At 63.3% G+C, this 25,837-nt stretch carries 25 protein-coding genes and 1 pseudogene; 19 read left to right on the top strand and 7 right to left on the bottom strand.

Annotation, left to right across the window (positions count from 1 at the left end):
• Positions 1 to 6 precede the first annotated feature (6 nt).
• Genes ACIQH5_RS12500 through ACIQH5_RS12490 form a run of 3 tightly spaced genes read right to left on the bottom strand, consistent with a single transcriptional unit; the run spans position 7 to position 4,378 of the window.
• Positions 7 to 1,413, bottom strand: coding sequence for a gamma-aminobutyraldehyde dehydrogenase (locus ACIQH5_RS12500; protein WP_400403619.1), 1,407 nt, complete (start codon positions 1,411 to 1,413; stop codon positions 7 to 9).
• 14 nt (positions 1,414 to 1,427) lie between these two features.
• Complete coding sequence (locus ACIQH5_RS12495; RefSeq protein ID WP_400403617.1) at positions 1,428 to 3,050, bottom strand: thiamine pyrophosphate-dependent enzyme; 1,623 nt, start codon at positions 3,048 to 3,050, stop codon at positions 1,428 to 1,430.
• Positions 3,047 to 4,378 (bottom strand): MFS transporter, encoded by a 1,332-nt coding sequence (locus ACIQH5_RS12490; protein WP_210064650.1) that lies wholly within the window; start codon positions 4,376 to 4,378, stop codon positions 3,047 to 3,049. Before ACIQH5_RS12490 ends, ACIQH5_RS12495 begins: the two co-directional genes overlap by 4 nt.
• Positions 4,379 to 4,514: 136 nt before the next feature.
• Between ACIQH5_RS12490 and ACIQH5_RS12485 the strand changes: the two genes are divergently transcribed.
• The 8 genes from ACIQH5_RS12485 to tgt all read left to right on the top strand — a co-directional run bounded on the left by ACIQH5_RS12485 (position 4,515) and on the right by tgt (position 12,116).
• Positions 4,515 to 5,726, top strand: a complete 1,212-nt coding sequence (locus ACIQH5_RS12485) for a PucR family transcriptional regulator (protein ID WP_400403615.1) — start codon at positions 4,515 to 4,517, stop codon at positions 5,724 to 5,726.
• A gap of 154 nt (positions 5,727 to 5,880) precedes the next feature.
• Positions 5,881 to 7,248, top strand: coding sequence for an MFS transporter (locus ACIQH5_RS12480; RefSeq protein WP_210064653.1), 1,368 nt, complete (start codon positions 5,881 to 5,883; stop codon positions 7,246 to 7,248).
• Entirely contained in the window at positions 7,245 to 7,682 is a 438-nt protein-coding gene (locus tag ACIQH5_RS12475; RefSeq protein WP_400403613.1) for a RidA family protein, read from the top strand. The genes ACIQH5_RS12480 and ACIQH5_RS12475 overlap by 4 nt, the downstream gene beginning before the upstream one ends.
• Positions 7,679 to 8,287 (top strand): RraA family protein, encoded by a 609-nt coding sequence (locus ACIQH5_RS12470; protein WP_400403611.1) that lies wholly within the window; start codon positions 7,679 to 7,681, stop codon positions 8,285 to 8,287. Before ACIQH5_RS12475 ends, ACIQH5_RS12470 begins: the two co-directional genes overlap by 4 nt.
• Positions 8,288 to 8,364: 77 nt before the next feature.
• Complete coding sequence (locus ACIQH5_RS12465) at positions 8,365 to 8,904, top strand: NUDIX hydrolase family protein (protein ID WP_024819523.1); 540 nt, start codon at positions 8,365 to 8,367, stop codon at positions 8,902 to 8,904.
• 73 nt (positions 8,905 to 8,977) lie between these two features.
• Positions 8,978 to 9,964, top strand: a complete 987-nt coding sequence (locus tag ACIQH5_RS12460) for a DUF6707 family protein (protein ID WP_400403608.1) — start codon at positions 8,978 to 8,980, stop codon at positions 9,962 to 9,964.
• 71 nt (positions 9,965 to 10,035) lie between these two features.
• Positions 10,036 to 10,746, top strand: a complete 711-nt coding sequence (locus tag ACIQH5_RS12455; protein ID WP_400403606.1) for an SRPBCC domain-containing protein — start codon at positions 10,036 to 10,038, stop codon at positions 10,744 to 10,746.
• 47 nt (positions 10,747 to 10,793) lie between these two features.
• Positions 10,794 to 12,116 carry a tRNA guanosine(34) transglycosylase Tgt gene (gene tgt, locus ACIQH5_RS12450; RefSeq protein ID WP_400403604.1) on the top strand — a complete coding sequence of 441 codons (1,323 nt, stop codon included), beginning with the start codon at positions 10,794 to 10,796 and terminating at the stop codon, positions 12,114 to 12,116.
• 17 nt (positions 12,117 to 12,133) lie between these two features.
• On the opposite strand, the gene ACIQH5_RS12445 is transcribed toward tgt, so the two are convergent.
• A complete protein-coding gene (locus ACIQH5_RS12445) occupies positions 12,134 to 12,844 on the bottom strand; it encodes a queuosine precursor transporter (protein WP_400403602.1) in 711 nt (236 codons plus the stop codon).
• A gap of 275 nt (positions 12,845 to 13,119) precedes the next feature.
• Between ACIQH5_RS12445 and ACIQH5_RS12440 the strand changes: the two genes are divergently transcribed.
• The 3 genes from ACIQH5_RS12440 (at position 13,120) to ACIQH5_RS12430 (ending at position 15,305) form a co-directional block, all read left to right on the top strand.
• A complete protein-coding gene (locus tag ACIQH5_RS12440) occupies positions 13,120 to 13,782 on the top strand; it encodes a TetR/AcrR family transcriptional regulator (RefSeq protein WP_400403600.1) in 663 nt (220 codons plus the stop codon).
• Positions 13,782 to 14,690, top strand: a complete 909-nt coding sequence (locus tag ACIQH5_RS12435; RefSeq protein WP_400403986.1) for a TIGR01777 family oxidoreductase — start codon at positions 13,782 to 13,784, stop codon at positions 14,688 to 14,690. Before ACIQH5_RS12440 ends, ACIQH5_RS12435 begins: the two co-directional genes overlap by 1 nt.
• A 141-nt stretch (positions 14,691 to 14,831) precedes the next feature.
• Positions 14,832 to 15,305 (top strand): hypothetical protein, encoded by a 474-nt coding sequence (locus ACIQH5_RS12430; protein ID WP_400404017.1) that lies wholly within the window; start codon positions 14,832 to 14,834, stop codon positions 15,303 to 15,305.
• Between the two features lie 71 nt (positions 15,306 to 15,376).
• On the opposite strand, the pseudogene ACIQH5_RS12425 reads toward ACIQH5_RS12430, so the two are convergent.
• A pseudogene (locus ACIQH5_RS12425) lies at positions 15,377 to 15,760 on the bottom strand (methyltransferase family protein); the annotation flags it as partial.
• Between the two features lie 459 nt (positions 15,761 to 16,219).
• Between ACIQH5_RS12425 and ACIQH5_RS12420 the strand changes: the two are divergent.
• The 5 genes from ACIQH5_RS12420 to ACIQH5_RS12400 all read left to right on the top strand — a co-directional run bounded on the left by ACIQH5_RS12420 (position 16,220) and on the right by ACIQH5_RS12400 (position 21,686).
• Complete coding sequence (locus tag ACIQH5_RS12420; protein WP_062073748.1) at positions 16,220 to 17,623, top strand: MFS transporter; 1,404 nt, start codon at positions 16,220 to 16,222, stop codon at positions 17,621 to 17,623.
• 132 nt (positions 17,624 to 17,755) lie between these two features.
• A complete protein-coding gene (locus ACIQH5_RS12415; protein ID WP_091326206.1) occupies positions 17,756 to 18,418 on the top strand; it encodes a response regulator transcription factor in 663 nt (220 codons plus the stop codon).
• Positions 18,415 to 19,827, top strand: coding sequence for a sensor histidine kinase (locus ACIQH5_RS12410; protein WP_400403597.1), 1,413 nt, complete (start codon positions 18,415 to 18,417; stop codon positions 19,825 to 19,827). The genes ACIQH5_RS12415 and ACIQH5_RS12410 overlap by 4 nt, the downstream gene beginning before the upstream one ends.
• Positions 19,820 to 20,806, top strand: coding sequence for a TAXI family TRAP transporter solute-binding subunit (locus ACIQH5_RS12405; protein ID WP_400403595.1), 987 nt, complete (start codon positions 19,820 to 19,822; stop codon positions 20,804 to 20,806). The genes ACIQH5_RS12410 and ACIQH5_RS12405 overlap by 8 nt, the downstream gene beginning before the upstream one ends.
• 43 nt (positions 20,807 to 20,849) lie before the next feature.
• On the top strand, positions 20,850 to 21,686 hold the full coding sequence (locus ACIQH5_RS12400) for a hydroxymethylpyrimidine/phosphomethylpyrimidine kinase (protein ID WP_400403593.1): 837 nt from the start codon (positions 20,850 to 20,852) through the stop codon (positions 21,684 to 21,686).
• A gap of 87 nt (positions 21,687 to 21,773) precedes the next feature.
• Here ACIQH5_RS12400 and ACIQH5_RS12395 read toward each other — a convergent pair whose 3' ends face one another.
• A complete protein-coding gene (locus ACIQH5_RS12395) occupies positions 21,774 to 22,706 on the bottom strand; it encodes a cytochrome b/b6 domain-containing protein (RefSeq protein ID WP_400403591.1) in 933 nt (310 codons plus the stop codon).
• Between the two features lie 303 nt (positions 22,707 to 23,009).
• Between ACIQH5_RS12395 and ACIQH5_RS12390 the strand changes: the two genes are divergently transcribed.
• The 3 genes from ACIQH5_RS12390 to ACIQH5_RS12380 all read left to right on the top strand — a co-directional run bounded on the left by ACIQH5_RS12390 (position 23,010) and on the right by ACIQH5_RS12380 (position 24,983).
• Complete coding sequence (locus tag ACIQH5_RS12390; protein WP_400403589.1) at positions 23,010 to 23,624, top strand: TetR/AcrR family transcriptional regulator; 615 nt, start codon at positions 23,010 to 23,012, stop codon at positions 23,622 to 23,624.
• Positions 23,625 to 23,771: 147 nt separating this feature from the next.
• Complete coding sequence (locus ACIQH5_RS12385) at positions 23,772 to 24,140, top strand: VOC family protein (RefSeq protein WP_400403588.1); 369 nt, start codon at positions 23,772 to 23,774, stop codon at positions 24,138 to 24,140.
• Positions 24,141 to 24,209: 69 nt separating this feature from the next.
• On the top strand, positions 24,210 to 24,983 hold the full coding sequence (locus ACIQH5_RS12380) for an SAM-dependent methyltransferase (RefSeq protein ID WP_400403586.1): 774 nt from the start codon (positions 24,210 to 24,212) through the stop codon (positions 24,981 to 24,983).
• 134 nt (positions 24,984 to 25,117) lie between these two features.
• On the opposite strand, the gene ACIQH5_RS12375 is transcribed toward ACIQH5_RS12380, so the two are convergent.
• Positions 25,118 to 25,756 carry an ankyrin repeat domain-containing protein gene (locus tag ACIQH5_RS12375; protein ID WP_400403584.1) on the bottom strand — a complete coding sequence of 213 codons (639 nt, stop codon included), beginning with the start codon at positions 25,754 to 25,756 and terminating at the stop codon, positions 25,118 to 25,120.
• Between the last annotated feature and the right edge of the window lie 81 nt (positions 25,757 to 25,837).

The following is a 25,837-nucleotide window of genomic DNA, read 5'->3' as shown; positions in this document are numbered from 1 at the left end:
CCGGTTCTAGCGGTGGGAGGTGGTGACGGATTTGATGCGCGTGTAGTCCTCAAGTCCATAGACGGAGAGGTCCTTGCCCGTGCCTGAATGCTTGAATCCGCCGTGGGGTGCTTCGGCCGGGATCACCTGGTGGCAGTTGATCCAGACGGCCCCGAAGTCGAGCTCGTTGGATACGCGGGTCACCACTCCATGGTTCTCGGACCACACGCTGGAGGCCAGCGCGTACTTGGTGCCGTTGGCGAGTTCGATCGCTTCTTCCTCGGTGGCGAACGGCTGGACGGTCAGCACGGGGCCGAAGATTTCGTCGCACACCACCTCGTCGCTCTGGAAGACGCCGTCGATCACCGTTGGCTCAAAGTGGAAGCCGGTTCCGGTGCGCTTGCCGCCGGAGAGGACGCGGGCGTTGGCGGGCAGGCGGGACATGAAGCCCTCTACCCGCTCCAACTGGGCGGCACTGTTGAGCGGGCCAAGATCCGCATCGGAACCGCCCACCTTCAAGGCAGAGGCGGCGTCAGCCAGGGCTGCTGCGAACTCCGTATGAATGTCCTGGTGCACCAGGACGCGGGTCACCGCAGTGCAGTCCTGCCCGGCGTTGAAGAAGGCAGCCAGTGCGATTTCGCTGGCAGTCCGCTGGATATCGACGTCGGCAAACACCACGGCGGGCGCCTTGCCGCCAAGCTCCAAGTGCACGTCCTTGAGCGTCTTGGACGCCGCGGACATGACCTGCGCACCGGCCCGGGTGGAGCCCGTAATGGACACCATCTCCGGGATGTCGTGGTCCACCATCGCAGCGCCGGCTTCGCGCCCGCCGCACACGATGTTCACCACACCGGCCGGGTAGACCTGCTGTGCCAGTTCACCCAGGACCAGCGTGGACCAAGGGGTGGTATCGGCAGGCTTGAGGACCAAGGTGTTGCCCGCAGCGAGGGCCGGACCGATCTTCCAGATGGCCATCATGAACGGGTAGTTCCACGGCGTAATCTGGGCAACCACACCGATGGGTTCGCGCCGGATGGTGGACGAGAAACCCTCCACATACTCGGTCTGGGCCGTACCGGAAACCACCCGGCACGCCCCGGCGAAGAAGCGCAGTTGGTCCGCGCCGCGCAGGATTTCGAGCTCTTTGGTGAGGGCGGAAGGCTTGCCGGTGCAGGCAACCTCAGCCTGGAGCAGACGGTCAACGTTCGCCTCGATGAGGTCGGCCAGCTGCAACAGCAGCGACTGGCGTGTTCCCGGCGTCGTGCGCTTGTAGCTCTTGAAAGCTGCGGCAGCGGCCTGGAAAGCGGCGTCGACGGCGGCAGCATCACTGTCCGGCGCGGTGCCGATCTGCTGGCCCGTGGCGGGGTCGAAGAACGGCAGGCTGGCCGCGGCGTCCACGGACTCGCCGTTGATGATGTTCTGAAGCTGGATCACGGTGAAGGCTCCGGTCAGTTTGTTGAAGTCTTGGGGGAACGCGTGGTGGGGTCCTGCGGCAGGTGCAACAGGGCCGGGAGGCCGGAGTCGACGGCGCGGCGGAACGCGGCTGCGAAGTCCTCCGTGCGGTCCACACGCTCGCCGTAACCGCCGTAGGAGCGGGCGAGTGCAGCGAAGTCCGGGTTGGTCATGTGCGTGCCGGAGGGCCGGTCCGGGTAGTGCGCTTCCTGGTGCTCGCGGATGGTGGCAAAGATGCCGTTGTCCACCACCAGGACGATGAACGTGGCGCCGTAGCCCATGGCCGTGGCGATCTCCTGGCCGTTCATCATGAAGCAACCGTCGCCTGCCACGGAGATGACCTGGCGGCCCGGGCAGGCGAGCGAGGCTGCCACGGCTGCCGGGATACCCATGCCCATGGCGCCGTTGCGCGGAGCGGCCAGGGAGTTGGCCGAGTTGTGGTCCAAGTACCGGGCGGGCCACAGGGCGTGGTTCCCGGCGCCGAAGGTGAGGACGGCGTCGTCGGCCATCTCCTTCTTGAGGACCTCCATGGCGACGCCCAAGTCGACGCCGATGCCGCCGTCGGGCTGGGGCGTGGAGAACGTGAGCTGATCGGCGCGGGCGCTGGCGAACCAGCCTTCCTCGCGGTTGACCTCCATAGCTGTGGCGGGGAGGGCCGCAGCGAATGCGGTGACGTCCGCAATGATGTGCTGGTCCACGCGGCCGAAGTGGCCCAGGAGGTTGGCATCGACGTTGACTACGACGGTTTCGGCGTCGAGTCCGCGCTTGTAGCCGTCGGAGAGGACGTCGCCGCGGACGCAGCCAACAAAGACGATCAGATCGGCGTCGTCCAGGCGCTGGGCGTTGGCGTCGCTGCGGCCGTAGCCCAGGAAACCGGCGTAGGCGTCGCTGCGGTGCGGGACGGCGTCGTAGGCGCGGAAGTCGGCCACCACCGGAATGCTGTTACGGCTGGCCCAGGCGGCCAGCTGCTCGCCGGACTCCTGCGTCCAGCCTTCACCGCCGACGACGATGAGCGGCTTGCGTGCCTTCTCCAGTTTTTGGGTGAGGCCTGACAGGTCTGCCGCGGCAGGCTCCGGACGGGCAACCTTGCGGGGTTCCACCGTGGCGTTCTCCACGACGTGCACCAACACGTCTTCCGGGAGGCCGATCACCACGGGGCCGGGGCGTCCGCTCAGGGCGGTGAAGATGGCGTCGTCCACCACGCGGGCGGCGGAAGCGGCGTCGTCGAGGGTCACAACCTTCTTGGCGGTGCTGCCGAACCAGGCGTTGATATCGAATTCCTGGAAGGACTCGCGGCCCCGGTCGGCCACCGGAATCAGGCCGACGAACAGGATGAGCGGAGTGGCGTCCTGATAGGCGGAGTGGACGGCGATGAAGGCGTTGGCTGCACCCGGACCACGGGTCACCATGGCAACGCCGGGCAGCTCAGTCAGACGACCTTCGGCGAGTGCCATGAACCCGGCACCGCCTTCCTGGCGGGCCACCACGTTCTGGATGGGCGAGCCGTGCAGGCCGTCAAGGACATCGAGGAAGCTCTCGCCGGGAACGGTGTACACACGCTTGATGCCTGCGCGTTCGAGTTGGCCAACAATCAAGTGGCCGGCGGTGGTGGTGCTCAATGCTTCATTCCTTCTTCTTCGATGGAAAGGGCGGGGAGGAACAGACCGGAGAGTGCCGTCAGTACGGAAACCACCAGCAGGATGATGGCGCCGGGCCAGAAGGAGTTGTTGGCTGCCACCAGCGCGGTGGCGATCAGCGGCACGAATCCGGAGATGACGCCGGCGGTGTTGGAGGTGATGGCGACGCCGGTGTAGCGGACCTTCGTGGCGAACAGCGCTGTCAGTGCCGTGCCGGAAACGGCGTACGGGATGGAAAGGACGGCGACGCCGATCACCATGCCCAGGACAACAAGGACGGGGTTGCGGCTGTCGATGGCGAGGAAGACCGGGATGGCAATGATGGCCGAGGCCACGCCGCCCCACAGGATGACCTTGCTGGCGCCGAACTTTTCGCCCATGCGTCCGGCCCAGATGAGGGCGCCGATCTCCAGGGCTGCAGCAAGCAGGGTGCCCAAAAGCAGCAGTTCAGAGGGCAGCTTGAGGACCTTGGTGCCGTAGAAGACCACGAAGCTGGTGATGAGGTAGAAGCCACCGATGCCGAGCAGTGCCGAGCACATGCCCACCAGGATCTGGCGCCAGCTGTTCTTCAGGACGCCGCGGATGGGAGCGTGTTCGGTCTCGCCGGACTCCATGAGGGCTTCAAATTCGGGTGATTCGCTGAGCCGGCTGCGGATCCACAATGAGATGGCAAGCAGCGGGATGGCGGCAATGAAGGGGATGCGCCAGCCCCAGGCGTCAAAGTTGCTCTGGCCCACCAGGAACAGCATGCCGAAGAAGCCACCGGAGGACAGGATGGTGCCGATCGGGGAACCGATCTGCGGCAGGGCGGCGTAGCGTGCGCGCTTCTCCACCGGAGCATTCTCGACGGCGATAATCACCGCGCCGCTCCACTCACCACCCACGGCGAGGCCTTGGACGATGCGCAAGGCAACCAGCAGGATGGGAGCTGCCAGGCCGATGGTCATGTAGTTCGGAAGCAGACCGATGAGGCCGGTGACAATACCGATGCCCACGATGGTGACCATGAGGATCTTCTTGCGGCCAACCTTGTCTCCAAGGGCGCCGAAGATGAAACCACCGATCGGACGGGCAACGAAGCCCACCGCGAGAGTGGCGAAGGATCCCATGGCCGCCACAAAGGGGTCTTGGGAAACGAAGAACTGTGCGTTGAACACCAGCGCAGCGGCTGTGGTGAAAAGGAAGAAGTCGTACCATTCCAGTGCAGTGCCCACGAGGGCAGCCAGGGCCACCTTCTTGGTAACGCTTTCATCGACGACGCGTACTGCCGTGGGACTGGCGTCCGTGGCTCCGCTGACCGTGCTTGCCATAGTTACTCCATGAGTGCGAACGGGACCGGACGCTGGGGGTGCCCGGGCAAATTTGTGTGACTCAATCCATAGTGCCAGTAGTTTTTCCCAAAAAAACTAGCAATCCACCACGGAATCGCGGCGCTAGAATGTGTGGATGCACAATTCCGAGACATCCGGGCATTCTGTTCGCTGGGCCGAGTTGGTGGACGAGCTTGAAGGCAGGCTGGACACCCTGGCCCAGGCCTTCACCACGAGGGTCCGGGAAATCCCCGAATACGGCGAAAGCCAAGTGACTGTCCTGGAAATTCAGGAGACCGCACGGGAGACCTTCCGGCGGCTGATCAGCGGGCTGAGGAATGGCAGGGCGGACAGCCGCGATGGCCTGCTCGACTTCGCTTCGGACCTCGGCTCCAAGCGCGCCCGGGCCGGCATCCCACCGGAGTCCCTCACCTCTGCCGTGCGGCTGGACTTCAGCATTCTTTGGGCCGAACTGCTGGAGATCGCCCACACTGAGGACGCCGCCTTGCTGGCCACCAGGGTGGACCAGGTGTGGAGCGTCGTGGACGAATTCGCCACCCGGACGCACACCAGCTACCTGACCGAGCGCGTCAGGATGGCGCAGGAAGAATCCAGCATCCAACGCGAGTTCATCGCACGCCTGTTCAACCAGAGCAGCCCATCCCTGGAAACCTCCTCCCAGGTAGCTGCGGCACTGGGCATCAACCCCGAATCGCGCTTCGCCTTGGTGGCAGCAAGCGGCGAACCCGGTGCCCGACTTCGCGCCGCAACGTCCCAGTTCGGATCGGGGCAGCACACCCGGCAGCGCTTGTTCCTCCACGAGTCCGGCGGCAACACCTATGTTTTCTGGGCGCTGCCGGCTGTTCGGACGCGGGGTATTGAGCCCCTTGGCGAGACGCGCAGCCCTGAAGCCGAAGGCCAGCAGCTGCCGCCCGGCGTCGTCGATGTCCCGTGTGGCTACGTGCCCGAGGTCCTTGGACTGCGGGCCCTTCCAGGGGCCGCCCGCACCGCTGAGAGCCTGGCCGCTCTGCTGCGGCCACGGGATTCCGGTCCCCTGTCAGCTGATTCCGCGTGGGCGCGGCTGGCCCAGCAAAACCTGCAGGACGCAGGCCTGGACCTCGCCGCAGAACTCGAAGAAGCCTTGGCCGAGTGCCGGGGCGGCGAGCGCGAACGACTGCTGGAAACGGTCCGGAACTACCTGGCCACCGGCAATGTCACCGTCACGTCCGAGCAGCTGTTTTGCCACCGCAACACCATCCTCAACCGGCTCAACCGCTTCCAGGAGCTGACGGGAATCGACCTCGCCGTCCCAGCAAAAACGGCACGGCTGGTGGTGGCGTGGGCTTAGCGCTTTCGCGGCCCGGCGGCGCCCGGTGTGTGTTCTCACATTCCTGGCCGCGGTTTGCTGGAGATTATGCCATTGATGGTGTGATCCGGCACACACCATAGTTGTAGCTACCTTGCACCGGACATTCGTCCCCGCACCCCATCCGGAGAATCAGATGGCCCACACGGTAGATACTTCCTCCGCATCCACATCCAGGCTGGACCTGGCCAAGATGCGCAAGATTGCCCTTGCCAGCGTTATTGGCACCACCGTCGAGTGGTACGACCTTTTCGTGTTCGGAACAGCGTCGGCCCTCGTCTTCAACAAGATCTTCTTCCCCAGCTTTGATCCGATCGTCGGCACCATGCTGGCCTTCGGCACGTTCGCTTCCGCCTACATTGCCCGCATGGTGGGCGCCATCATCTTCGGCCACTTCGGTGACCGGCTGGGGCGCAAATCCATGCTGCTGGTCTCCCTCCTGACCATGGGAGCGGCAACGTTCGCCATTGGCCTGCTGCCGGACTACAACAGCATCGGCATCATGGCACCACTTCTGTTGCTCTTCCTCCGCGTCATCCAAGGCCTGGCCCTCGGCGGCGAATGGGGTGGTGCAGTACTGATGACTGTTGAGCACGCCCCTCCCGCACGTCGCGGCTTCTACGGTTCCCTGGTCCAGGTTGGCGTTCCCGCAGGCACCCTGATCGCCAACGTGGCCTTCCTGATTGTGGCCTCCACGGTCAGCACCGAGGCCCTGTACTCCTGGGGCTGGCGTATTCCGTTCCTCGCCTCGGTCCTCCTGGTCACCGTGGGCATCTACATCCGGCTGCACATCGAGGAAACGCCGTCCTTCCAAGCCGTCAAGACCGCCGGCGCCAAAGCCAAGATGCCGTTCGCCGCGCTGATGGCCAAGTACTGGAAGCAGGTTGTCTTGGGCGGCGTCGCTACCCTGTCCACGGGCAGCACGTTCACCCTGCTGGTGGCCTCCGGCGTCTCCTACGGCAAGAAGGAACTCGGCCACTCGGAGAGCCTGATGCTCTGGGTGGTTCTGGCCTCCTGCATCCTGGGGCTGTTCCTCATCCCGTTCTTCGGGAAGCTCTCCGATAAGTTCGGCCGCAAACCCATCATCTTCGCCGGCGTGGCAGCCGAGGCCGCCCTCGCGTTCCCCATGTTCTGGCTCATGGACACCAAATCGGTGGCACTGCTGTTCGTCGCCTACCTGGCCATGATGACCGCGTTCTGCGCCAACTACGGCCCCATCGCCACGTTCCTTGCCGAGCTCTTCGGATCCAAGGTCCGCTACTCCGGCCTCTCCGTGGCTTACATGCTGTCCGGCCTCCTGGGCAGCGCCGCCACCCCGTTCGTCACCACATGGCTCCTGGGCATGACGGGCCAGAGCTCCTCGATTGCCTGGTACATCATGGCCGCGGCCGGGCTGTCCTTGGTGGCTCTCTTCCTGCTGACCGAAACCCGGTACGGCAACATCGACGCCGTCGATGAGGCACCGGCGTCCGCTGGCTCCACGGAAGCCGCGGCAGCGCGGTGACCGTCACCACCATCGAGCGCCTGGCCGGCATCCCCGGCCAGGCGCCCGCCGTCGGGCCCTTTTCCCCGGCGGTCATTGCCAACGGTTTTGTCTTCACCTCCGGCCAGATCCCTGCGATCACCGGCCTGGACCATCAGCCTGACAGCTTTGAAGGGCAAGTCCGGCAAACCATCCAGAACCTCGCGGGCGTGTTGGAAGCCGCTGGGTCCAGCCTTGAACACGTGGTCAAGGTCAACACCTACCTGACCAGCCAGGACCAGCTCGAGGAGTACAACCGCGTGTACGTGGAGTTCTTCGGCACCGCCAAACCGGCCCGGACCACCGTATGCGTGAGCCTGTGGGGCGTGTCCTTGGAAATCGAATGCGTGGCTGTCGTTGCACAGAATGTCCCTGCACAGAAGGTCCCCGCACAGAAACCGGAGGTAACCCCGTGAGCCCAACACTCCTGCAGGACCTGAGCGATGTCAGCTACCCCACCATCGGGCACTTCCTTGAGGATGGCTTCGTCTCCCCCGCCATCCAGTCGTTGCTGGCAAACGTGAAAATTGCCGGCCCCGCCGTCACAGTCCGCATCGCAGACCACGACGCCATTGCCATGAACCACGCACTCTTGGCACTCCGTCCCGGCGATGTGCTGGTGGTGGACATGGGCGGCGACCACCAGCATGCGCCCGTGGGGGCCGTCACGGCAGCCGCAGCGCTTGCCCAAGGAGCAGCCGGCGTGGTGGTTGATGGCGTGGCCACCGACGTCCTGGAACTCCGGGAGACCGGCCTGCCCGTGTTCGCCCGCGGAACATCGTGCCTGACCACCAAGCGCCTGTACGGAACCGGCTCCGCCGTCAATGTCCCGGTGCACTGCGGAGGCGTGCAGGTCAACCCCGGAGACCTGGTCCTAGGCGACGATAACGGGCTGATCATCCTCTCCCCCGAAGCGGCAGTCAACGTGCTGGGGAAAGCGCTCGCATCCGACGCGGCGGAGCCCGCCATCCTTGCCCGCATAACATCCGGGGAGCCGCTCGAGTCCATTCTGGCCCTCTAATACCGCCGAGAGCGTAACCACGCAGCCAGCGGAACGCCACCAAGGAACTTCGGCTGGGGATGGGGTAGAACTTAACCATGAGCGTACGTACACCCGACCCGTATCCAGGCTGGCTTTCAGATGAAGACCTCTTCGAAGCCCGCGGCCGACTCCCCATGGTCTATGTGGAGGCTGTCCCGGTCAGGCTGGATCCGCTCGGGTATGTGAATGAAGTTGGCACGCTCCTGCAGGGCGACGCCGACGGCAACATGGTGCGCTACCTCGTCTCCGGCCGCGTTCTCTACCGCGAGACCATCCGCGCAGCGCTCCTGCGGCACATGGAAAAGGACCTCGGTCCCCTGGCGTTCCCGCAGCTGCCCATCAGCCCCGTGCCCTTCACGGTGGCCGAATACTTCCCTGCACCGTCGCAGACCGGCTTCACCGACGACCGGCAGCACGCCGTCTCGCTGGCCTACGTCATCCCGGTGACCGGTGAATGCGAACCGCGCCAGGATGCACTGGAACTCACGTGGATGACGCCCCAAGAGGTGCTGAGCGAGAACGTCCAGCAGGAATTCGACGGCGGACGCGGGAACCTCGTGCGGCAGGCCTTGGCTTTCTCGGGCATCGTCCTCTAGCGGGTCCCCGCCCCCGCGCCACCCGGTCTTTGTAGACTGGACGGCGGACCCCACGAGAACCAAAGGACTTCCGATGACTCACAGCCCAGCCACACAGCAGTACATGGAAAAGCAGGCTGGGGACCTGCAGCCCGGAGATTTTGTGTTCCCGCCCGGTGACGGGCCGGCCGAGGAAATCAGCACCATTGAGGTGCAGAACGACGACTTTGGCGTAGCAGCCTTGCTGCTGGTGACCATGGTCGACGGCGGCACGGTGCGGATCGCGGTCGGGTCCAGTGTTCCTGTGGGCGACGGCGTTGCGGCCGGCTCTGGTGATGCTTCTGACCCCGGCAACCCTGACTCCAGCACGCCCGCGGAACCCGACGCCGAAGCGCAAGCCGGTCCCGCCGTCGTCGTGCCTCCCCGCCCGGAGACACCCCCGGCGCATACCGGCCCCAGTGCCGAAGAACTGGCCCTCATCCCGGAGCCGGACGGCACCCCGGAAGCCGTGGTGCGCGCCGCGGCTGCCGACCACAAGGGCAAGAACGGCGTGCAGGTACTGTCCGAACGGCTGGCGAAGGGCATCAACACCAAGTCCGGAAGCTGCCTCCGCGACCTCAGCGATCTCGCGTTCGATCTGTGCATTGTGCTGCGGGATCCGGATCACGCGTTGGCTGTTGCTGACCTCCTGAACGTTCTGCCCTTTGACGGAAACCTGGACCGCTGGGCGTCCATTGAACGGGCGCTGGCCCTGTCCAGTTTCATCTGCCGCGAAGCCGGACAAAGTGATCGTGCAGCGGTCTACGAGAAACTGCTGCGCGCCCCCGAGTCCCAGGAAGAGGATCCGTTCAAGGCCCGGATCAATGCCCGGGTACGCCAGCGTTCACTCAACGAACCCAACTTGTACGACAAGGAAATCTTCCGCGCGATCGACAACGGCAACCACGAAGCCGAGCGCGAATGGCGTTTCCTGCGCCTCGAGGCGCTGATGTTCCTGCGTGCCCACGGCGGTTCGAAGACCATCGGCGAAGAAGAGTTGGCGCGTCGGATCGGCAATGAACTGGAATCGGTGCGCGCCTAGGTTTCCTGACCCGCGGATTCCCGGAATTCAAGGCCTGTTTTATGGGCGCGAACGGCGGTAGATTCGGGGCCATGACGAACAATCTGAGCGTTGTGATTAATGCCGACGCGCAGCAGGTTTGGACAATGCTGCGTGAACCGTCCCTGGTCGCTCAATGGCACGGCTGGGAAGCTGACGACCTCACCGACGAAATCAAACAGATCTACTTCAACACGGACGTCGTGGAAGGGCCCGATCATACGAGCCTGACCGTCAACGGCGGCGATGTCTTTGAGCTCCACCCCGTCTCCGGCGGCACCGAAGTGAGAGTCACCAGGGTTGCCCTGGATCACGACTCCGAGTGGGCCGACTGGGACGAGGACATCACCCAGGGTTGGCTCACTTTCCTTCATCAACTGCGCTTTGCCCTGGAGCGGCATCCGCACGGGCACCGTCGGACGCACTTCGTCTCCGTCTCCGGCAAAGGCGGTCCGGCCATTGAGAAGCTGGGGCTCGGGGATCTGCCGCCCGTTGGGGAGGAGTACTCGCTCACGCTTGCCACCGGCGAGAAGATCTCGGGCAAAGTCTGGTTCAAGAGCCGGCACCAGGTTGGCCTCACCGTCCACAGCTACGCCGAGCACGGCGAAGGGCTGCTGATTGTGGCTGAGCAGCTGCCCATCCCGGAGAAAAGGCCCGACGGCGGGTCCATGGTGATTGCCTCCACCTACGATTTGGGGGCCCACACCTTGGCCGAGATCCGGTCCTCGTGGGACAACTGGAAGGCTGAGAAGAACGGGTCCTAGGGTTTCCTGGGCAGGTTACTGAGGGTAAAGCTGGCACACTTGGTAGCGTGCCAGCTTCCGTTTCCGCTTCCGCGTCTGTGTCTTCCCCTCCTCCTGCGCTGCCTGACTTGGCTGCCCGGCAACCGGAGTTCTCCTTTTCCGTGGGCAAGCGCCTGACGGAAACGTGCGCGCCGTCAGACCCTCAGGTGGACGCCAACGGCGGCGCTTTCCTGGGCCGGACCGGAACCATCACCACACCGCACGGAACCATCCAGACGCCCGCGTTCATCGCCGTCGGGACCAAAGCCACCGTGAAAGCAGTGCTGCCCGAGTCCATCGCTGACCTCGGCGCCCAAGCTGTGCTGGCCAACGCGTACCACCTCTACCTCCAGCCCGGGCCGGAGATCCTCGACGCCGCGGGCGGGCTGGGTTCCTTCATGAACTGGTCCGGGCCAACCTTCACCGATTCCGGCGGATTCCAGGTGATGAGCCTGGGCTCGGGGTTCAAGAAGGTCATCGACATGAAGAATGTGGACAGCTCCGGACCTGATGATGCTGTGGCTCCGGGCAAGGAACGGCTGGCACACATTGACGACGACGGTGTCTGGTTCAAGTCGCACCTCAACGGGGACAGGCACCGCTTCTCCCCTGAGATCTCCATGCAGGTCCAGCACCGGATCGGCGCGGACATCATGTTCGCCTTCGATGAGCTGACCACCCTGCAGAACTCCCGTGCGTACCAAGAGGAATCCCTGGAGCGGACGCGTTTGTGGGCCCTGCGCTGCTTGGAAGAGCACGCTTCCCTGACTGCATCCCGGGTGGGTAAGCCCTACCAGGCGTTGTTCGGCGTGATCCAGGGCGCCCAGTACGAAGACCTGCGCCGCAAAGCCTGCCAGGACCTCGGAGCCATGCCGTTTGATGGTTACGGGATCGGCGGGGCACTGGAGAAGGAAAACCTGGGCACCATCGTGCGGTGGTGCAACGAGGAACTCCCCGAGAACAAGCCCCGGCATCTCCTGGGCATCTCCGAGCCGGACGACATTTTCACCGCCATCGAGAACGGCGCCGATACTTTCGACTGCGTCTCCCCCACCCGCGTGGCCCGAAACTCGGCGTTCTACACTCCCTTTGGCCGGTTCAACCTGTCCGGGGCGCGCTATAAAAACGATTTCGGGCCACTACAGGATGGCTGCGACTGCTACACCTGCGTGAACTACTCGCGCGCCTACATCCACCACCTGTTCAAAGCCAAGGAGATGCTCTCGGCAACCCTGATCTCCATCCACAACGAGCGCTTCGTGGTGAAGATGGTGGACGATGCCCGCCTGGCCATCGAATCCGGGGACTTCTTCGAGTTCAAAGCGGAGACGCTGGGCCGGTACTACTCCTGACCCTTCGCGTCGAGTTCCTACGCCGCGGCTACCCCGTAGCTGGGCTCGCGCTTCTTGATCCAGCCGACCACCAGCACGGTGACCGGGACGAACAGAAATTCCACGGCGGTCTTGTACACGAAGCCAACCAGGACGTAGTTCAGGAATGAGCCCGCGTCCGTAATGCCAATGACCGACGCCGCGATGCTGCAGAAGATCAGGGTGTCCACGAATTCGCCCACCACGGACGAGCCCATGAGGCGTGCCCACAGGCTCTTCTCGCCGGTGCGGGCCTTCATCTTCACCAGGATCCAGGAGTTGATGGTCTGCCCGGCAAGGAAGGCCAACAGCGAGGCGAGGACAATCTGCGGGACGGGTCCCAGCGCACCTTCGATGGCAGCCTGCTTGGCCGTGCCGTACTCGTCATTGAAGCCGGGCAGCACAATGATGATCCAGTAGCAGAGCGACGCGAACACCGAGAGAGCGAACGAGGTGATGATCGCTTTGCGTGCAACTTTGAAGCCGTAGACCTCGCTCATCACGTCGCCCAGGATGTAGGCGATGGGGAAGAGGAAGAATCCGCCGTCCGTGATGATCGGCCCGAGCACCACGCCTTTGGAAGCGCCAATGTTGGACAGGATCAGCACCACGGCCATGATGGCCAGCATGATGCCGAAATACGGGGAGCCGATCGACGCGAAGCGCGGCGCGGGCTTGCTCAAGGTACTGGAGCCTGAGGGCGAGGGCATGGGTCATCCATTTCGTAGTGGTTCGCGCAGGCTCCCTGATTGTGGCGCCCCGCTGTATTAGCACTGTGGTTGGTGGGGCATCCGGCCCGGCACCGGTTCCATTGTCCCACCCTTCGCCCAAACGCTCGCTCACATCCCGCGTGCTTCAAGCCGTCCCTCTCTCACATCCCGCGCGCTTGAGGCCAACGCTCTATCACCTCCCCTTTTGAACACGTTCAGAAATAATGGCATACTCATTCTTGAACACGTTCAAAACATTCCGTGAGGAGCATGGCATGGCCGCAAAGAGTGAACAGACCCGCCAACTCGTGGCCGACGTCGCACTGAAGATGTTCCGCGAAATCGGCTTCGAAAAAACCACCATGCGTGCCATTGCGCAGGAGGCGGGGGTATCCGTGGGGAACGCCTACTACTACTTCGCTTCCAAGGACGAGCTCGTGCAGGAGCTGTACATCCAAGTGCAGGATGAACACGCAGTGGTCGCGGCGCAGGCCCTCGAAGGGGTTCAGGATCTCGCTGGCCGCCTGAAAGCAGTGCTGCACACCGGCGTCGACGTCATGGCGCCGTACCACCAGTTCGGTTCCGACTTCATCGCGACGGCGATCCGGCCGTCGTCGCCCGTCAACCCGTTCGGTGAGGCGTCCACCGCCGCCCGCGAGGCTTCGCTCGCGATCTTCCGGTCCGCCGTCGAAGGTTCCTCCCCCGCCGTCGCGAAGAAGCTGCGCGGCGACCTGCCTGAGTTGCTGTGGCTGGCGTACATGGGCGTCGCACTGTTCTGGGTGTACGACAAATCCGAGGAGCATCGCCGCACGCGCAAGCTGATCGACGGCGCGGCTCCACTGGTGGCGCGCGGCTTGTCGCTGGCGAAAATCCCCGGCGTGAGCAAGGTATTCGACGACGTCCTGGGCCTCGTCCGCAACGTCAAGGAGGACTCGTGATGCACCGGACTGTGGTTCTCGCAGGTGCGAGCGGCTTCATTGGCAGCTACTTCAAGCAGCGTTTTCTTGAAGAAGGCTGGCAGGTACGGACCGTTGGGCGTGGCGCTTCGGCTGACGCGCAATGGAACGACGACGGCGCCATCACCAAAGCGCTGGACGGCGCCGAACTGCTGGTGAACCTCGCCGGACGGTCCGTGAATTGCCGCTACGACGATCGGCATCGCCGGGAAATTCTGGAGTCCCGGGTTCTGACCACGCGGACGTTGGGCCTGGCTGTTGCTGCGTGCGCCGAACCTCCCAGGACGTGGATCAACTCAAGTACCGGCACCATCTACCGGCACGCGGAAGACCACCCGCAGTCGGAGGCCTCAGGCGAACTGGGCCATGGGTTCTCCGTAGACGTGGCCCGTGCCTGGGAAGAGGAACTGGCTGCGGCTGATATCCCTGCCACCCGCAAGGTGCCGCTCCGCATCGCGATTGTGCTGGGACCCGGCGGTGGCGTGATGGGTCCGTTCCGGAACCTCGCCCGGCTTGGCTTGGGCGGGCACATGGGACCGGGAACACAAAAGTTCAGCTGGATTCATGTGGAGGACTTGTTCCGGACGGTGTTGTTTGTCCATGAGCGGCCTGAGCTGACCGGCCCGGTTAACGCAGCATCGCCTTACCCCGTGGACAACCGCGAGCTGATGTCGCTGGTCCGGCAAAGCATGGGTGTCCCGTTTGGCATCCCGACCCCGGCCTGGCTGCTTGAGGCCGGAGCCGTCCTCATCCGGACGCAGACTGAGCTGGTCCTCAAGAGCCGCTGGGTGGAGCCCCGGAAACTGCTCGACGCCGGGTTCGCGTTTGATTACCCCTGCCTTACCGGCGCCCTCAACCAGATCGCGAACCCCACACGCTCTCTCACATAACCGCCCCTTCAGCCGAACGCTCTCTCACATCACCACCCCTTCAGCCGAACGCTCTCTCACATCACCACCCCTTCAGCCGAACGCTCTCTCACATCACCACCCCTTCAGCCGAACGCTCTCTCACATCACTCGGAGGTAATCGTGAGCCAGGAACCATGGACCGACGAAGAGGAGTACGCGCTGACAACAAGACGCCCAACCGGAGGTTGGCGATACGGATCCGAGGACCGGGTGGTGCTGGGTGGTAAGGGGCTGGCAGGTGGAATCGCCGTCGCGCATCTGACGTTCTGCATCTTTTGGGGCATCCAAGCACCGGGATGGGCCATCATTTTCTTCGGTTACAGCCTGCTCCCGGTATGGGCAATCGGCGCCGCGGTGGGCTCACTCGTAGGGGTGGCGTTGCGTCGAGTCCGGAGTCAGTGGCTTCACGTTGCCGCGTTCTTCGCAGCGGGGTTCCTTATCTGCGCACCTTTCGGCGCACTTTCATCCACAGGCCCGCTGTTACTCTCTTTATCCATCGCCTTCGCCGCCGGCGTCGGCCGCCTCGCTGTCTGGAAGCTGGTACGAATCAACCACGCCGGCGATCCGACGTACCGGGGAACATCCCTCTCATAGTCGGCGTAGGGCTGGCCAAACCGCTCCCGGAGCGCAGCCTCTTCCCACAGCGCACCCAGGTGTTCCACCAGCATTCCAGCAGGCAAAGTCACCACAGCCCAAGCAGAACCTCGGTTGACTGCAACTCCCGCATGGATAAGCCACCACCCCAGGTACATTGGGTGGCGACTCAGGGCATAGAGTCCGCTGGTGACCAGGTCCTCGGGGTGGCCCAGGGAAAAGTTTCCGGTCGTTTTACGCCGGCGCTCCGCGACTGCCCACCCGGTGATCCCCGCGCCAACCAATGCCAAGCCAACACCGGCTGCTTTGAGCCGGGCATTGGGCCCTGCGACGCGAGCGGGGCGCAGGCGATTGAGGACTTCATCAAGCACCAGGCCAACAACCTGTCCTGGCGGCAGCGGGATCCTCGCTGCCTCCTGCAGCACTACGCGAGCTGTTCGACGAACTGCGCCCATGCCACGAAGATAACTCCGGCCGTTCCCGAAAGCTACTGAGAGAGCGACGCAACCAAACCCGAGGGACCTGAGAGAGCAACGCAGCCAAACCCGAGGGACCTGAGAGAGCGACGCAACCAAACACGAGGGACCTGAGAGAGCGACGCAACCAAACCCGAGGGATGTGAGAGAGCGACGTGCCGCGTAGCCGAGCCGCCGCCGTCGAGCCCTTGCGTTCACAGGTTCGGGGCCGTACCAGACTCAATCCGAAACCTAAGGAAGTGTTAGGAAATCCCCCGCGAGCTAGGGCTGTGCCGTGCATCACCCATAGTTTGGAACATGTCCTCTTCACCCCGGAGGGCCTTTCTTAGTCGACGAAGAGCCATGCGCAAGGACGCCATGAGCACGAGCTTCATGGACAGAACGAACTCATGCAAGACACGGCCGCTGCAAAACGCTGCCGTCCAGGAAGGTTCATTGATGAGCACCCAACAAGCTGCACCTCTGAGCGAAGCCGCCCAGACACGTAAAGCCGTGAGCAACATCCTCAAGGGCTCCGCGGGCAACCTCGTGGAGTGGTTCGACGTTTATGTCTATACCGCTTTTGCCGCGTATTTCCAGTCGCACTTCTTCAACTCCTCGGACGATTTGCAGGCAGGCCTTGAGGCGATGGCTGTCTTCTCGACGTCGTTCCTCATGCGCCCGATCGGCAGCTGGTTCTTCGGCCGCTACGCCGACCGCAAGGGCCGCAAAGCTGCGCTGACACTCAGTGTGACCATGATGTCGGCCGGCTCCTTCGCCATCGCGATCCTGCCAACGCAGGACGTGATCGGCCTCTGGGCACTGATTTTGCTGGTATTTATCCGCATGATCCAGGGCTTCTCAGTGGGTGGCGAATACGGGACCAGTGCTACGTACATGTCCGAGGCTGCAACGGCTAAACGCCGCGGCTTCTTCTCGAGCTTCCAGTACGTGACGCTCATTGGCGGGCAGATGCTGGCCCTCCTGGTGCTGGTGATCCTGCAGAACACCATGAGCAAGGAAGACCTGACCGCGTGGGGCTGGCGGATTCCGTTCGCCTTGGGTGGCGTCGCTGCGCTTGTTGTTCTCTGGCTTCGCCGCTCCATGGAAGAGACCCTTTCCGCAGATCAACTCCGCGCAGCCCACGTCAAGGTTGAGGGCGAGGCGCAGCCTGGCACCATGAAACTGCTGTTCACCAAGCATTGGAAGCCGCTGCTCATCTGCATTGGCATCACGCTCGGCGGCACCGTTGCGTTCTACACGTACACCAACTTCATCCTGAAGTTCATGAACGATACGTCCGGCATCGCCAAGACCGACACCTCCGTGATCAACTTCTGGGCGCTCTTCATCTTCATGCTGCTGCAGCCTGTGTACGGCATGCTCTCGGACAAGATCGGCCGGAAACCGCTGCTGATCTGGTTTGGTGTGACCGGGGTGCTGTTCACCTGGCCGCTGCTCTCCGCCCTTGCCGGAACCAAGGATCCGTTCGTGGCGTTCCTGCTGATGTTCGGCGGCCTGCTCATGGTGGGTGGCTACACATCGATCAACGCGCTGGTGAAGGCTGAACTGTTCCCGGCATCCATCCGCGCCTTGGGCGTCGGACTCGGCTACGCGATTGCCAACTCACTCTTTGGTGGCACCGTCCCGCTGATCGGCGCTGCCCTGCAGAAGTCGGGTCAGGTGGACATGTTCTTCACCTACGTCACCGCCGCGATCTTCATCTCGCTGCTGGTGTACATCTTCGCGCTGAAGAACAAGAAGCCCACGCACTTGGATGCGGAGCAGGGCAACGCCTTCGTGGCCAAGGGCGCTGTGAAGGAAACCGACGACGACGGCATGAAGGATCGCGTCAACGCCTGACCTGGCTGCCGTGTGAGGCCCGTTCTGCGCACTTTGGATACTCCGAAGGGCGCAGAGCGGGCCTCACAACGTTAAGCTCTAGTAGCGAACCACCACCTCCGAACCAACCCTCCGAACCGAAGGACCCAGCCCGTGCACGTGCTCATCGTCGAGGATGACGACGCCATGGCGTCGGCCTTGAGTGCAGCCGTAGCCTCCGCCGGGCACAAACACACCAGGGTGGCCCGCGGCGAGGACGCACTACTGGCCCACCGGCAGCACGAGGTGATCCTGCTGGACCTTGGCCTTCCGGACATGGACGGTTTGGAGGTTCTGCGGAAGCTGCGCCAAGTCACAACAGTTCCCATCCTGATCCTGACGGCACGCGACGACGAGAGAAGCGTTGTCCTGGGCCTTCGTTCGGGGGCAGATGACTATCTGGTCAAGCCCGTGAAGCTCGTGGAATTGCTCGCCAGGATCGAAGCCGTGACCCGACGAACCAGCCGTTCCGGCCATCAAGCCCCGCACAACATCGTCCTCGGAGAACTGGAAGTAGATCTCGATCGGCGCGTGGCCGCCGTCGGGGAACGGCAACTCGCCCTGACCGCCACGGAGTTCGACCTCCTGAGCCTTCTTGTCAGGAACGCCGGTTCGGTGGTCACCCGGGAACAAATTCTGGACGCACTCTGGGGCGACGCGTTCGTGGCGCATTCACGGTCCTTGGACGTGCACCTGACGGGCCTCAGATCCAAGCTCCAACTGCCTGGATTCATCATCAACGTCCGCGGCGTGGGCTATCGCGTCGAGCAACCGTGAAAGTCCGCGTCCTCGGCATCCTGAGCCTGCTGGTGGTGATCATCGTGGTGACGGTGTCCAGCGTGATCCTGACATCGGCCAGCCGGGAACTCACCCAGGAACTGCAAATCAACCGCGTCGCAGCCCTGAACCGCTTTGCCCAACTGGCCAGCGATGCCGCCGAGGACAACGACACCACCCAACTGCAGCGCGAAATGGATCGCTATTCCGAGCTCTACGGTGAGGGAATCCTGATCCGGCTCCAAGAAAAGACACTGGGCTCCGGCGGCCTCACTGCAGACCGGCCCGAGGCCAGGGACGCACTCAACCGGGCGAGCCTCAACCTCAGCGACACTACCCTCAACCCCATCCGCGCCTTCGGATCTGGCACGGACATCATCTCCCGGTCCTTCGGCACCGCCAGCCAGGTGCTCGGCGAGGTGGTCCTTGAAGTGGACCTCGACGCTGCCCGGCAGAAGTTACGGGAGCGGTGGCTCGTCGTCGTGCTTGCCGCTTTGGCACTGGGTGCACTGCTCCTGCTGGCGGCATCCCGCATCACCGGCTGGGTCCTGCGCCCAGTCCACAGACTGAGCAAAGCCGTCCACGAGTTGGAAACCACGGGCAAAACCAGCCAGCTCCCGGAGGCGGGCCCACCGGAACTGCGCGAACTCAGCCGCTCTTTCACGGCTATGGCCGGCACCGTGACGGAGAGCATGGAGTCCCAGCGCCGGCTCATCGCCGATACCTCGCATCAGCTCCGAAACCCTGTTGGCGCGCTGCGCTTGCGCATCGATTTGCTGCAGCTAGCGTTGCGGTCGGACCCGGAGAAGGAGGCGGCGGCGGGCGTCGTTGCGGAGCTTGAGCGGGTGGAGGAAATGCTCGACGGCGTGCTGAAGCTGGCCGCGGCGGAACACCGCGCCTTCGAAGGGTCGTCCCGTGTGGAGCACACCGAGCACAAGCGTCTGGCCGTCATCGATCCCTACCCAGTCCTGCAGGGCGAAGTGGAAAGGGCGACGCCGGCCGCTCACCGTGCCGGATCAGAGCTGACGTTGGAGGGCCCTGCATCCGAAAGCCACATCGTGTGCGACCCCGACGAACTCGCGCACATGGTGGGCGAGCTCCTCACCAACGCCATCAAGTACGCACCCGGCTCCCGCATCACGGTGGCGACCCAGCAGACGAGCGGAGGCACCGCCGTCGTAATTTCCGACGACGGTCCCGGCCTTCCAGCCGAACAGCTCGCTGAGTCCACCACCAGGTTCTGGCGGGCGCCGCAGCACAACAACATCCCCGGGAACGGCTTGGGCATGACCATCGTGGAGCGGCTGGCGCAGGCGAACGGTGGGCGACTGATCCTCCAAACGCGTGAGCCACACGGGTTGGTAGCCCGACTCGAATTTGCCGGGCCTGGGGATGGTTCTCATGCCTAAGGCACCCACGATCTCCCGGCGAAACGCCATCAAAGCCGCCCTCGCGATTGGTCTGGGTGGCAGCCTGCTCGCGTCGACCACAGCCTGCACGCCGGAAGAACAGCCAAAGGAACTCACTGTTGCCGGTGGTGAGTCCGGTGGCTTTTACCTGGAGTTCGCCACCCTTCTCGCGGACTTGCTGCAGCGGGAAGGTGCGGCCGCAAACGCCGCCGCGCTGACCACTGGCGGGAGCCTTGAGAACATCCAGCGGGTTGTGTCCGGCGAGGCGACCTTCGCCGTCGCGCTGGCCGATGCGGCAGCGCAGGCCGCAGCGCCCGCCGGGACGCCGGCGCAACCTGAAGACCTTGTGGCACTGGGCAAGGTGTACCAGAACTATGTCCACTGCATCGTGCGGGAGGACAGCGGGATACGGACCCTCGCAGACCTCGCCGGGAAGATCGCGGGAGTGGGTGAAGTGGGCTCGGGGACCACCCTGACCGCTGGACGGATCATCACAGCTGCGGGACTTTCCGAACCTCCCCGCACCGTTAAGCAAGTGAACCTCGGCTTGAACCAGGCGCTGGCCTCATTGCAGGACGGTTCGATTGACGTGATGATCCAATCGGGAGGGGTGCCCACAGCTCCCATCGCGGCCGCAGCCAAGGACATTGGCCTTCGGCTCCTGGATATTTCCGAGCTCATCCCGGCAACGCGCGCGGAGTCGGGGTTCTTTTACGACCGCGTGCTGATCCCCGCCAACAGCTACGGTAACGCTCCCGCCGTGTGGACAGTGGGCGTTGCAAACCTGCTCCTGTGCCGCAGGGACCTGGCCGATCATGTTGTTCGGCGGACAGTGGAGTTGCTGGTGGAGCAGGCTCAGGATCTGGTTCCGACGTCGAGCACCGGCGTCCAGTTCCTGAGTCCGGAAACCCTCATCAACACCGCGGGTATCCCGCTGCATCCGGCCGCCGAGGCCGCCTACCGGACGTTGCACGGCTAGCCTCGTTTAGGAGTCGAACCGGAGCAACTGCCAAAATGGTGTCATGACTTCTGCCGTTGCCCCTGCCATTGCCCTGACCATTGCCGGCTCCGAAGCGACCGGTGGCGCCGGCGCGCAGGCCGACCTCAAAACCTTCCAGGAACTTGGCGTGTTCGGCATCGCGAACCTTACGTGCATTGTTTCCTTCAACCCGAAGGACAACTGGAACCACCGCTTTGTGCCGGTGGACCAGCAGGTCATTGCGGACCAATTGGAAGCAACGACGGCGGCCTATGGTGCCGCTTCCGGCGCACCTTCGGTGTTGGACACGGTGAAGATCGGCATGCTCGGAAGCCCGGCAACCGTCAGCACCGTGGAGAAAGCGCTGGCTGATGCTTCGTTCGCCAATGTGGTGCTGGACCCGGTCCTGATCTGCAAGGGCCAGGAGCCGGGCCACGCCCTGGATACCGATCAGGCCCTGAAGGCCCAGATCCTGCCGCTGGCCACCTTCGTCACGCCGAACCACTTCGAAGCCGAGTCGCTGTCCGGACTCACCATTACCGACGAAGAGTCGCTCAAGGCTGCAGCCATCCGCATCCACGAGATCAGCGGCGCAGCAGTCCTCGCCAAAGGCGGGGTAAGGCTGGAAGGCCCGGACGCCGTCGACGTCTACTACGACGGTGAGACTCTGGAAGTCCTGCGCGCGCCGAAGGTTGGCGAAGTCGCTGTGTCCGGTGCCGGATGTTCGCTGGCCGCTGCTGTAACTGCCGAACTGGCCAAGGGTGCCACTCCGCTGGAAGCCGCGCGCACCGCGAAGGCTTTCGTGACGGCCGGAATCAAGAACCGGGTGTCCTCCGGCGCTCCCTTTGACGCCCTGTGGCAAGGCGGGGCTCTGTCCTAGCCTCTCTCGTTACAGACAAAAGCAGCCGCCCCGGAACACTTCCGAGGCGGCTGTTTGTCTTTGCGTGAAGGTTTCTTTGCGTGAAGGCTAGCGCGAGACCTTGCCCATGAGGGAGGCGATCGGCCGCAGGAACAGGGGCCGGGCCAGGAACCAGGCCGCCGCCGTGAAGACGATGGATGCCGCGAAAATGCCGAAGCCCCACCAGCTGGTGTTGTCGTCATTGGAGGCGTACATGTGGTTGAGGTTTCTCAGCGCACCGGTTGCCAGCACCAGGGTCACGTGGACGATCACGAAGGCGACGAAGTAGATCATCACCGGGAAGTGGATCTTGCGGGCCAGCTCGATGGGGTAGAACTTGTTGATCGCGGCCTTCTTGGGCCACGCCCCGGACATCCGGATGCCCGTGATGATGGCCAGCGGGGCTGCGATGAAGACCGTGATGAAGTAGGTCAGGAGCTGAAGGCTGTTGTAGTTGTTCCAGCCGTTTTCAACGGGCCAGTTCAGCGATGCGTACTGCAGTCCGGCTGAGACGGCGTTCGGGAAAACGTCCCAGTTGGTGGGGACGATCCGCAGCCATTGGCCGGTGGCGAAGAGCAGCACAATGAAGATGATGCCGTTGAGGACCCAGAGCGCATCCAGCGTCAGGTGGAACCAGAGGTCCAGGCTGATCTTGGTTGGCGGGTTCTTGGTCTTGATGAGGCCCTTGTTGTTCCGGGTCCAGTTGGCGGCGGGGCGTGTAGTTGTCCGCACCTGCCAGCCGGACCGGATGATCAGGACAATGAAGAACATGTTGAGGAAGTGCTGCCAGCCCAGCCAGGCGGGGAAGCCGGTGGGCGAGCCTTCAGGAATTGCGGAGTGCCCCGGGTAGTCGGCGAGGAACTGCTGCACGGGCTGAAGGGTCCGGAGCCACTGCGCAACGAGCACCAGGATCAGTGCCACCACCAAAGCTCCTGCGGTGACGACGACGGGTTTGAACCACCTGTTCGACGTGATCCCGGACGACTTGCTTGAAACGGACATCAGGCCGCGTTCCTCTCTGGCTTGTTTGGCTGCGACCAGTTGGCGCTATATAGCGATTCAACCAGTTGCAGCCCGACGGTAAAAACGGCACCCGGGTTTCGGGGCGTCTCGCGTCAAAAATCGCAGCATTCGGATACATGCCGCAATATGCATTTCTAGAACAGACTTCCAGAATTATTTCCTGTGTTTCAGGGGACAGTCAAGGCTTGATGCTGGCTATGTGGATTATTTGGAAGGTAGGATTTCAAAAAATCGCTGTTCGACACTCCGGTCTACGCCCTGCCTTCGAGAGGAGCCCACAGCATGGTCCGCAAGACATCCGAAGTAGCCAGTAACGCGGGCTCCTGGCAGTGGACCCGCACCGCTGCCACCCAACGCAATCTGCTGGATGCGGCCACCGAAGTGTTCGTGGATCATGGATTCACCGACGCAAGCATCTCGGACATCGTGGCCCGCTCCGGGTCCAGCGTGGGCAGTCTTTACCACCACTTCGGGGGAAAGACCGAGCTCTTCCTCGCACTGTGGAACGACTACCAAAATGAGCACGAGCGCCTGGTGGCAGCCGCTGTGGCCAAAGCGAGGAAAGCCGGCGAGGACGATCCCCTCGCCCTGTTCAACGTAGGCAGCCGCAGCTACTTCGACTACACCTGGAAACACCGGGGCCTGGAGCGCGTGTTCATTGAGGGCGACACTCCCCCGGGCTTCGAGGTTCTCCGGCGGGAACGCGGACGCGAGTGGGTCCGGCAGAACTCCGTGCTCCTCGGCGCCAGTGACGACACCCTGGGCCGCCTCACCGTAGCCGTGATCACGGACATCATCACGGTGGCTGGCCAGGAAGTGGCCCTCAGCGCATCCAAGCGCGAGGCCGACGAGGTTGTTGATGCTGCGGCCGTGCTGGTGGGCCGCCTGGTCCGCTGATCCTCGCTCACCCCGCGGGCTCCCTCCCGAGCTCGCCCCCAAAAGCGCCACCAGCATGACACCACTCGGCCCAGACCATGATTTGGGCGCACAACCCGGAGAAGAATCCTTGACCGGGCATGGGTTCGGCTCAATAGAGTGAGACGCATGAGTCTTGAATGGGAACAAGTAATTGTCGATTCGGCCCGACCGGTGGAGCTTGGACGTTGGTGGGCCAACGCTTTGGGTTGGGTTGTGATCTTCGAATCTGACGATGAGTTCGAAATTCGTTCGGCACCGGACCAGCTGCCTGGGTTGGTCTTTGTGCCGGTAACAGATTCGAAGGTAGCGAAGAATAGACTGCACCTCGATTTTCGTCCGGATGATCCAGCGGCCGAGGTCGAACGGATGATCGCTCTAGGTTCCCGCAGGGTCGATGTTGGTCAAGGCGAGCAGCCGTGGACTGTACTTCAGGATCCGGAAGGCAACGAGTTCTGCATTCTGGGAGCCCGAAAGAAAGTCAGTTCCGATAGTTGAGCGTTCGGGCAGTACTTCGCAGGCTCACGGACAAGCAGTAGCTTCGGTGAATCGTGAGAACATCATCGAATGACCGACAGTACTTCGCTTGAACTGCCGCCCCTCTACGAGTCTCTTACCTGGCTCACCCCACTCTCCGAAGAACGCGCTGCGCATCTTGTGGCGTTCCTGTCCGACCCGGCCCCGGCTGAGGTTCTGGACATGGGGTGCGGATGGGGTGAACTTCTACTTCGGGTTTTGACGTCGGCCCCGCAGGCACGGGGACGTGGAGTGGACAGCGCTTCCCGCTCCATAGATCGAGCGAGGCAACAAGCATTGACTCGTGGGCTGCTCGACAGAGCGACGTTTGATTCGACGCCTGGGTTGGAAGCCCGGAATCGCCCCGCGGACGCTGTCATCTGCATCGGTGCGAGCCAGATCTGGGGGCCACCGGTAGAGGACGCGCAACCGCTCGACTACGCCGCAGCCTTGCGCGCCCTTCGAGCACTGGTGCTTCCCGGCGGCCGGCTCGTCTACGGCGAGGCGATCTGGTCAACAACACCTCATCCAGCTGCCACCGCCCCTCTGGCTGGACGTGATGACGAGTACCTAACGGAAGATGCCTTACGCGAGCAGATCCGCGCCGCCGGTTTCGAGGTGGTGGACCACGACCAGGCAAGCATTCAGGAGTGGGACGTTTTCGAGGCCGGGTATCGCGACAGGTTTACCCGTTGGCTGGAAGCACATGATGCCGATCATCCCGCTGCAGAGCACGTCCGTCAGCGATATGAGGAACAGCGTGCTGCATATGAAGAGGGCTACCGAGGCGTACTCGGGATGGCGTATTTCTGCCTAAGGGGGTAGGAGTCCACTGCGGCTCACCGTCATGTGACGCACCGACGTGCTGGCGTTCCACCAAGGACCTTCACCGGGCGTCGAACTTCTCGGGGGCAGGGCCAGTTGGGTTCGGATTCTGCTAAATGCCCTGACGGCGCGCTTCATTTCCAGGCATCGATGAAATCCGCGACTACCGTGTTGCCCATACGGCGCGCGTAGTCAGATGCGGTCAGGCCTAGGTATTTTTCGTCAGTTCCGTCGTCCGTTGTTAGAGGATCTGCGCCCGCCTGCAAAAGGACTCTTACCACCCCCATCCCGTCTGAGGACTCCGCCGCCGTCATCAGAGCTGTAGTTCCGCAGGGTTTCTCGTCGATGCTCGCTCCTGCAGCAATAAGCAGTTGTGCAACTTCAGCATTTCCATAGTCGGCGGCACGAGACAGTGGTGACCACGGCAGTCTGGGTTCCCTGACGTTAGGGTCGGCTCCAGGGGCAAGGAGATGACGGATTGTCTCGGTGTTCCCTGGGCCCGCGGCGTTGAGCAATGGGCTGAACCCCGAATCATCCATGACATCGACCGGACACCCAGCAGCGAGCAGCACCCGAATGATCTCGGTGTGGTTCCGCGACGCAGCCGCGTGCAGCGCGGACCATCCGTCGGAACCAGCCTCAGCAGGTGAAACGCCCTGGGCAAGCAGTGAACAGACCTCGCCAAGATCTCCAGTTCGGGAAGCACGCACTAATGGCGGGAGGCCTTCCAGAAATTCCATTTCATCAAGCTCGTCCTCATCAAGCTCGTCCATGCCGTACCTCCCTAGTTTCTACAAGATCTAACCATGGCGTCATCGGCCCAGTCGCAGATCATTCAAGCCCACGATGTGCCC

Source organism: Paenarthrobacter sp. NPDC091711 (assembly GCF_044756605.1).
Lineage (GTDB): Bacteria > Actinomycetota > Actinomycetes > Actinomycetales > Micrococcaceae > Arthrobacter.
Note: the sequence above shows the minus strand (reverse complement) of the source record. Positions and strands in the feature narration are given on the sequence as shown.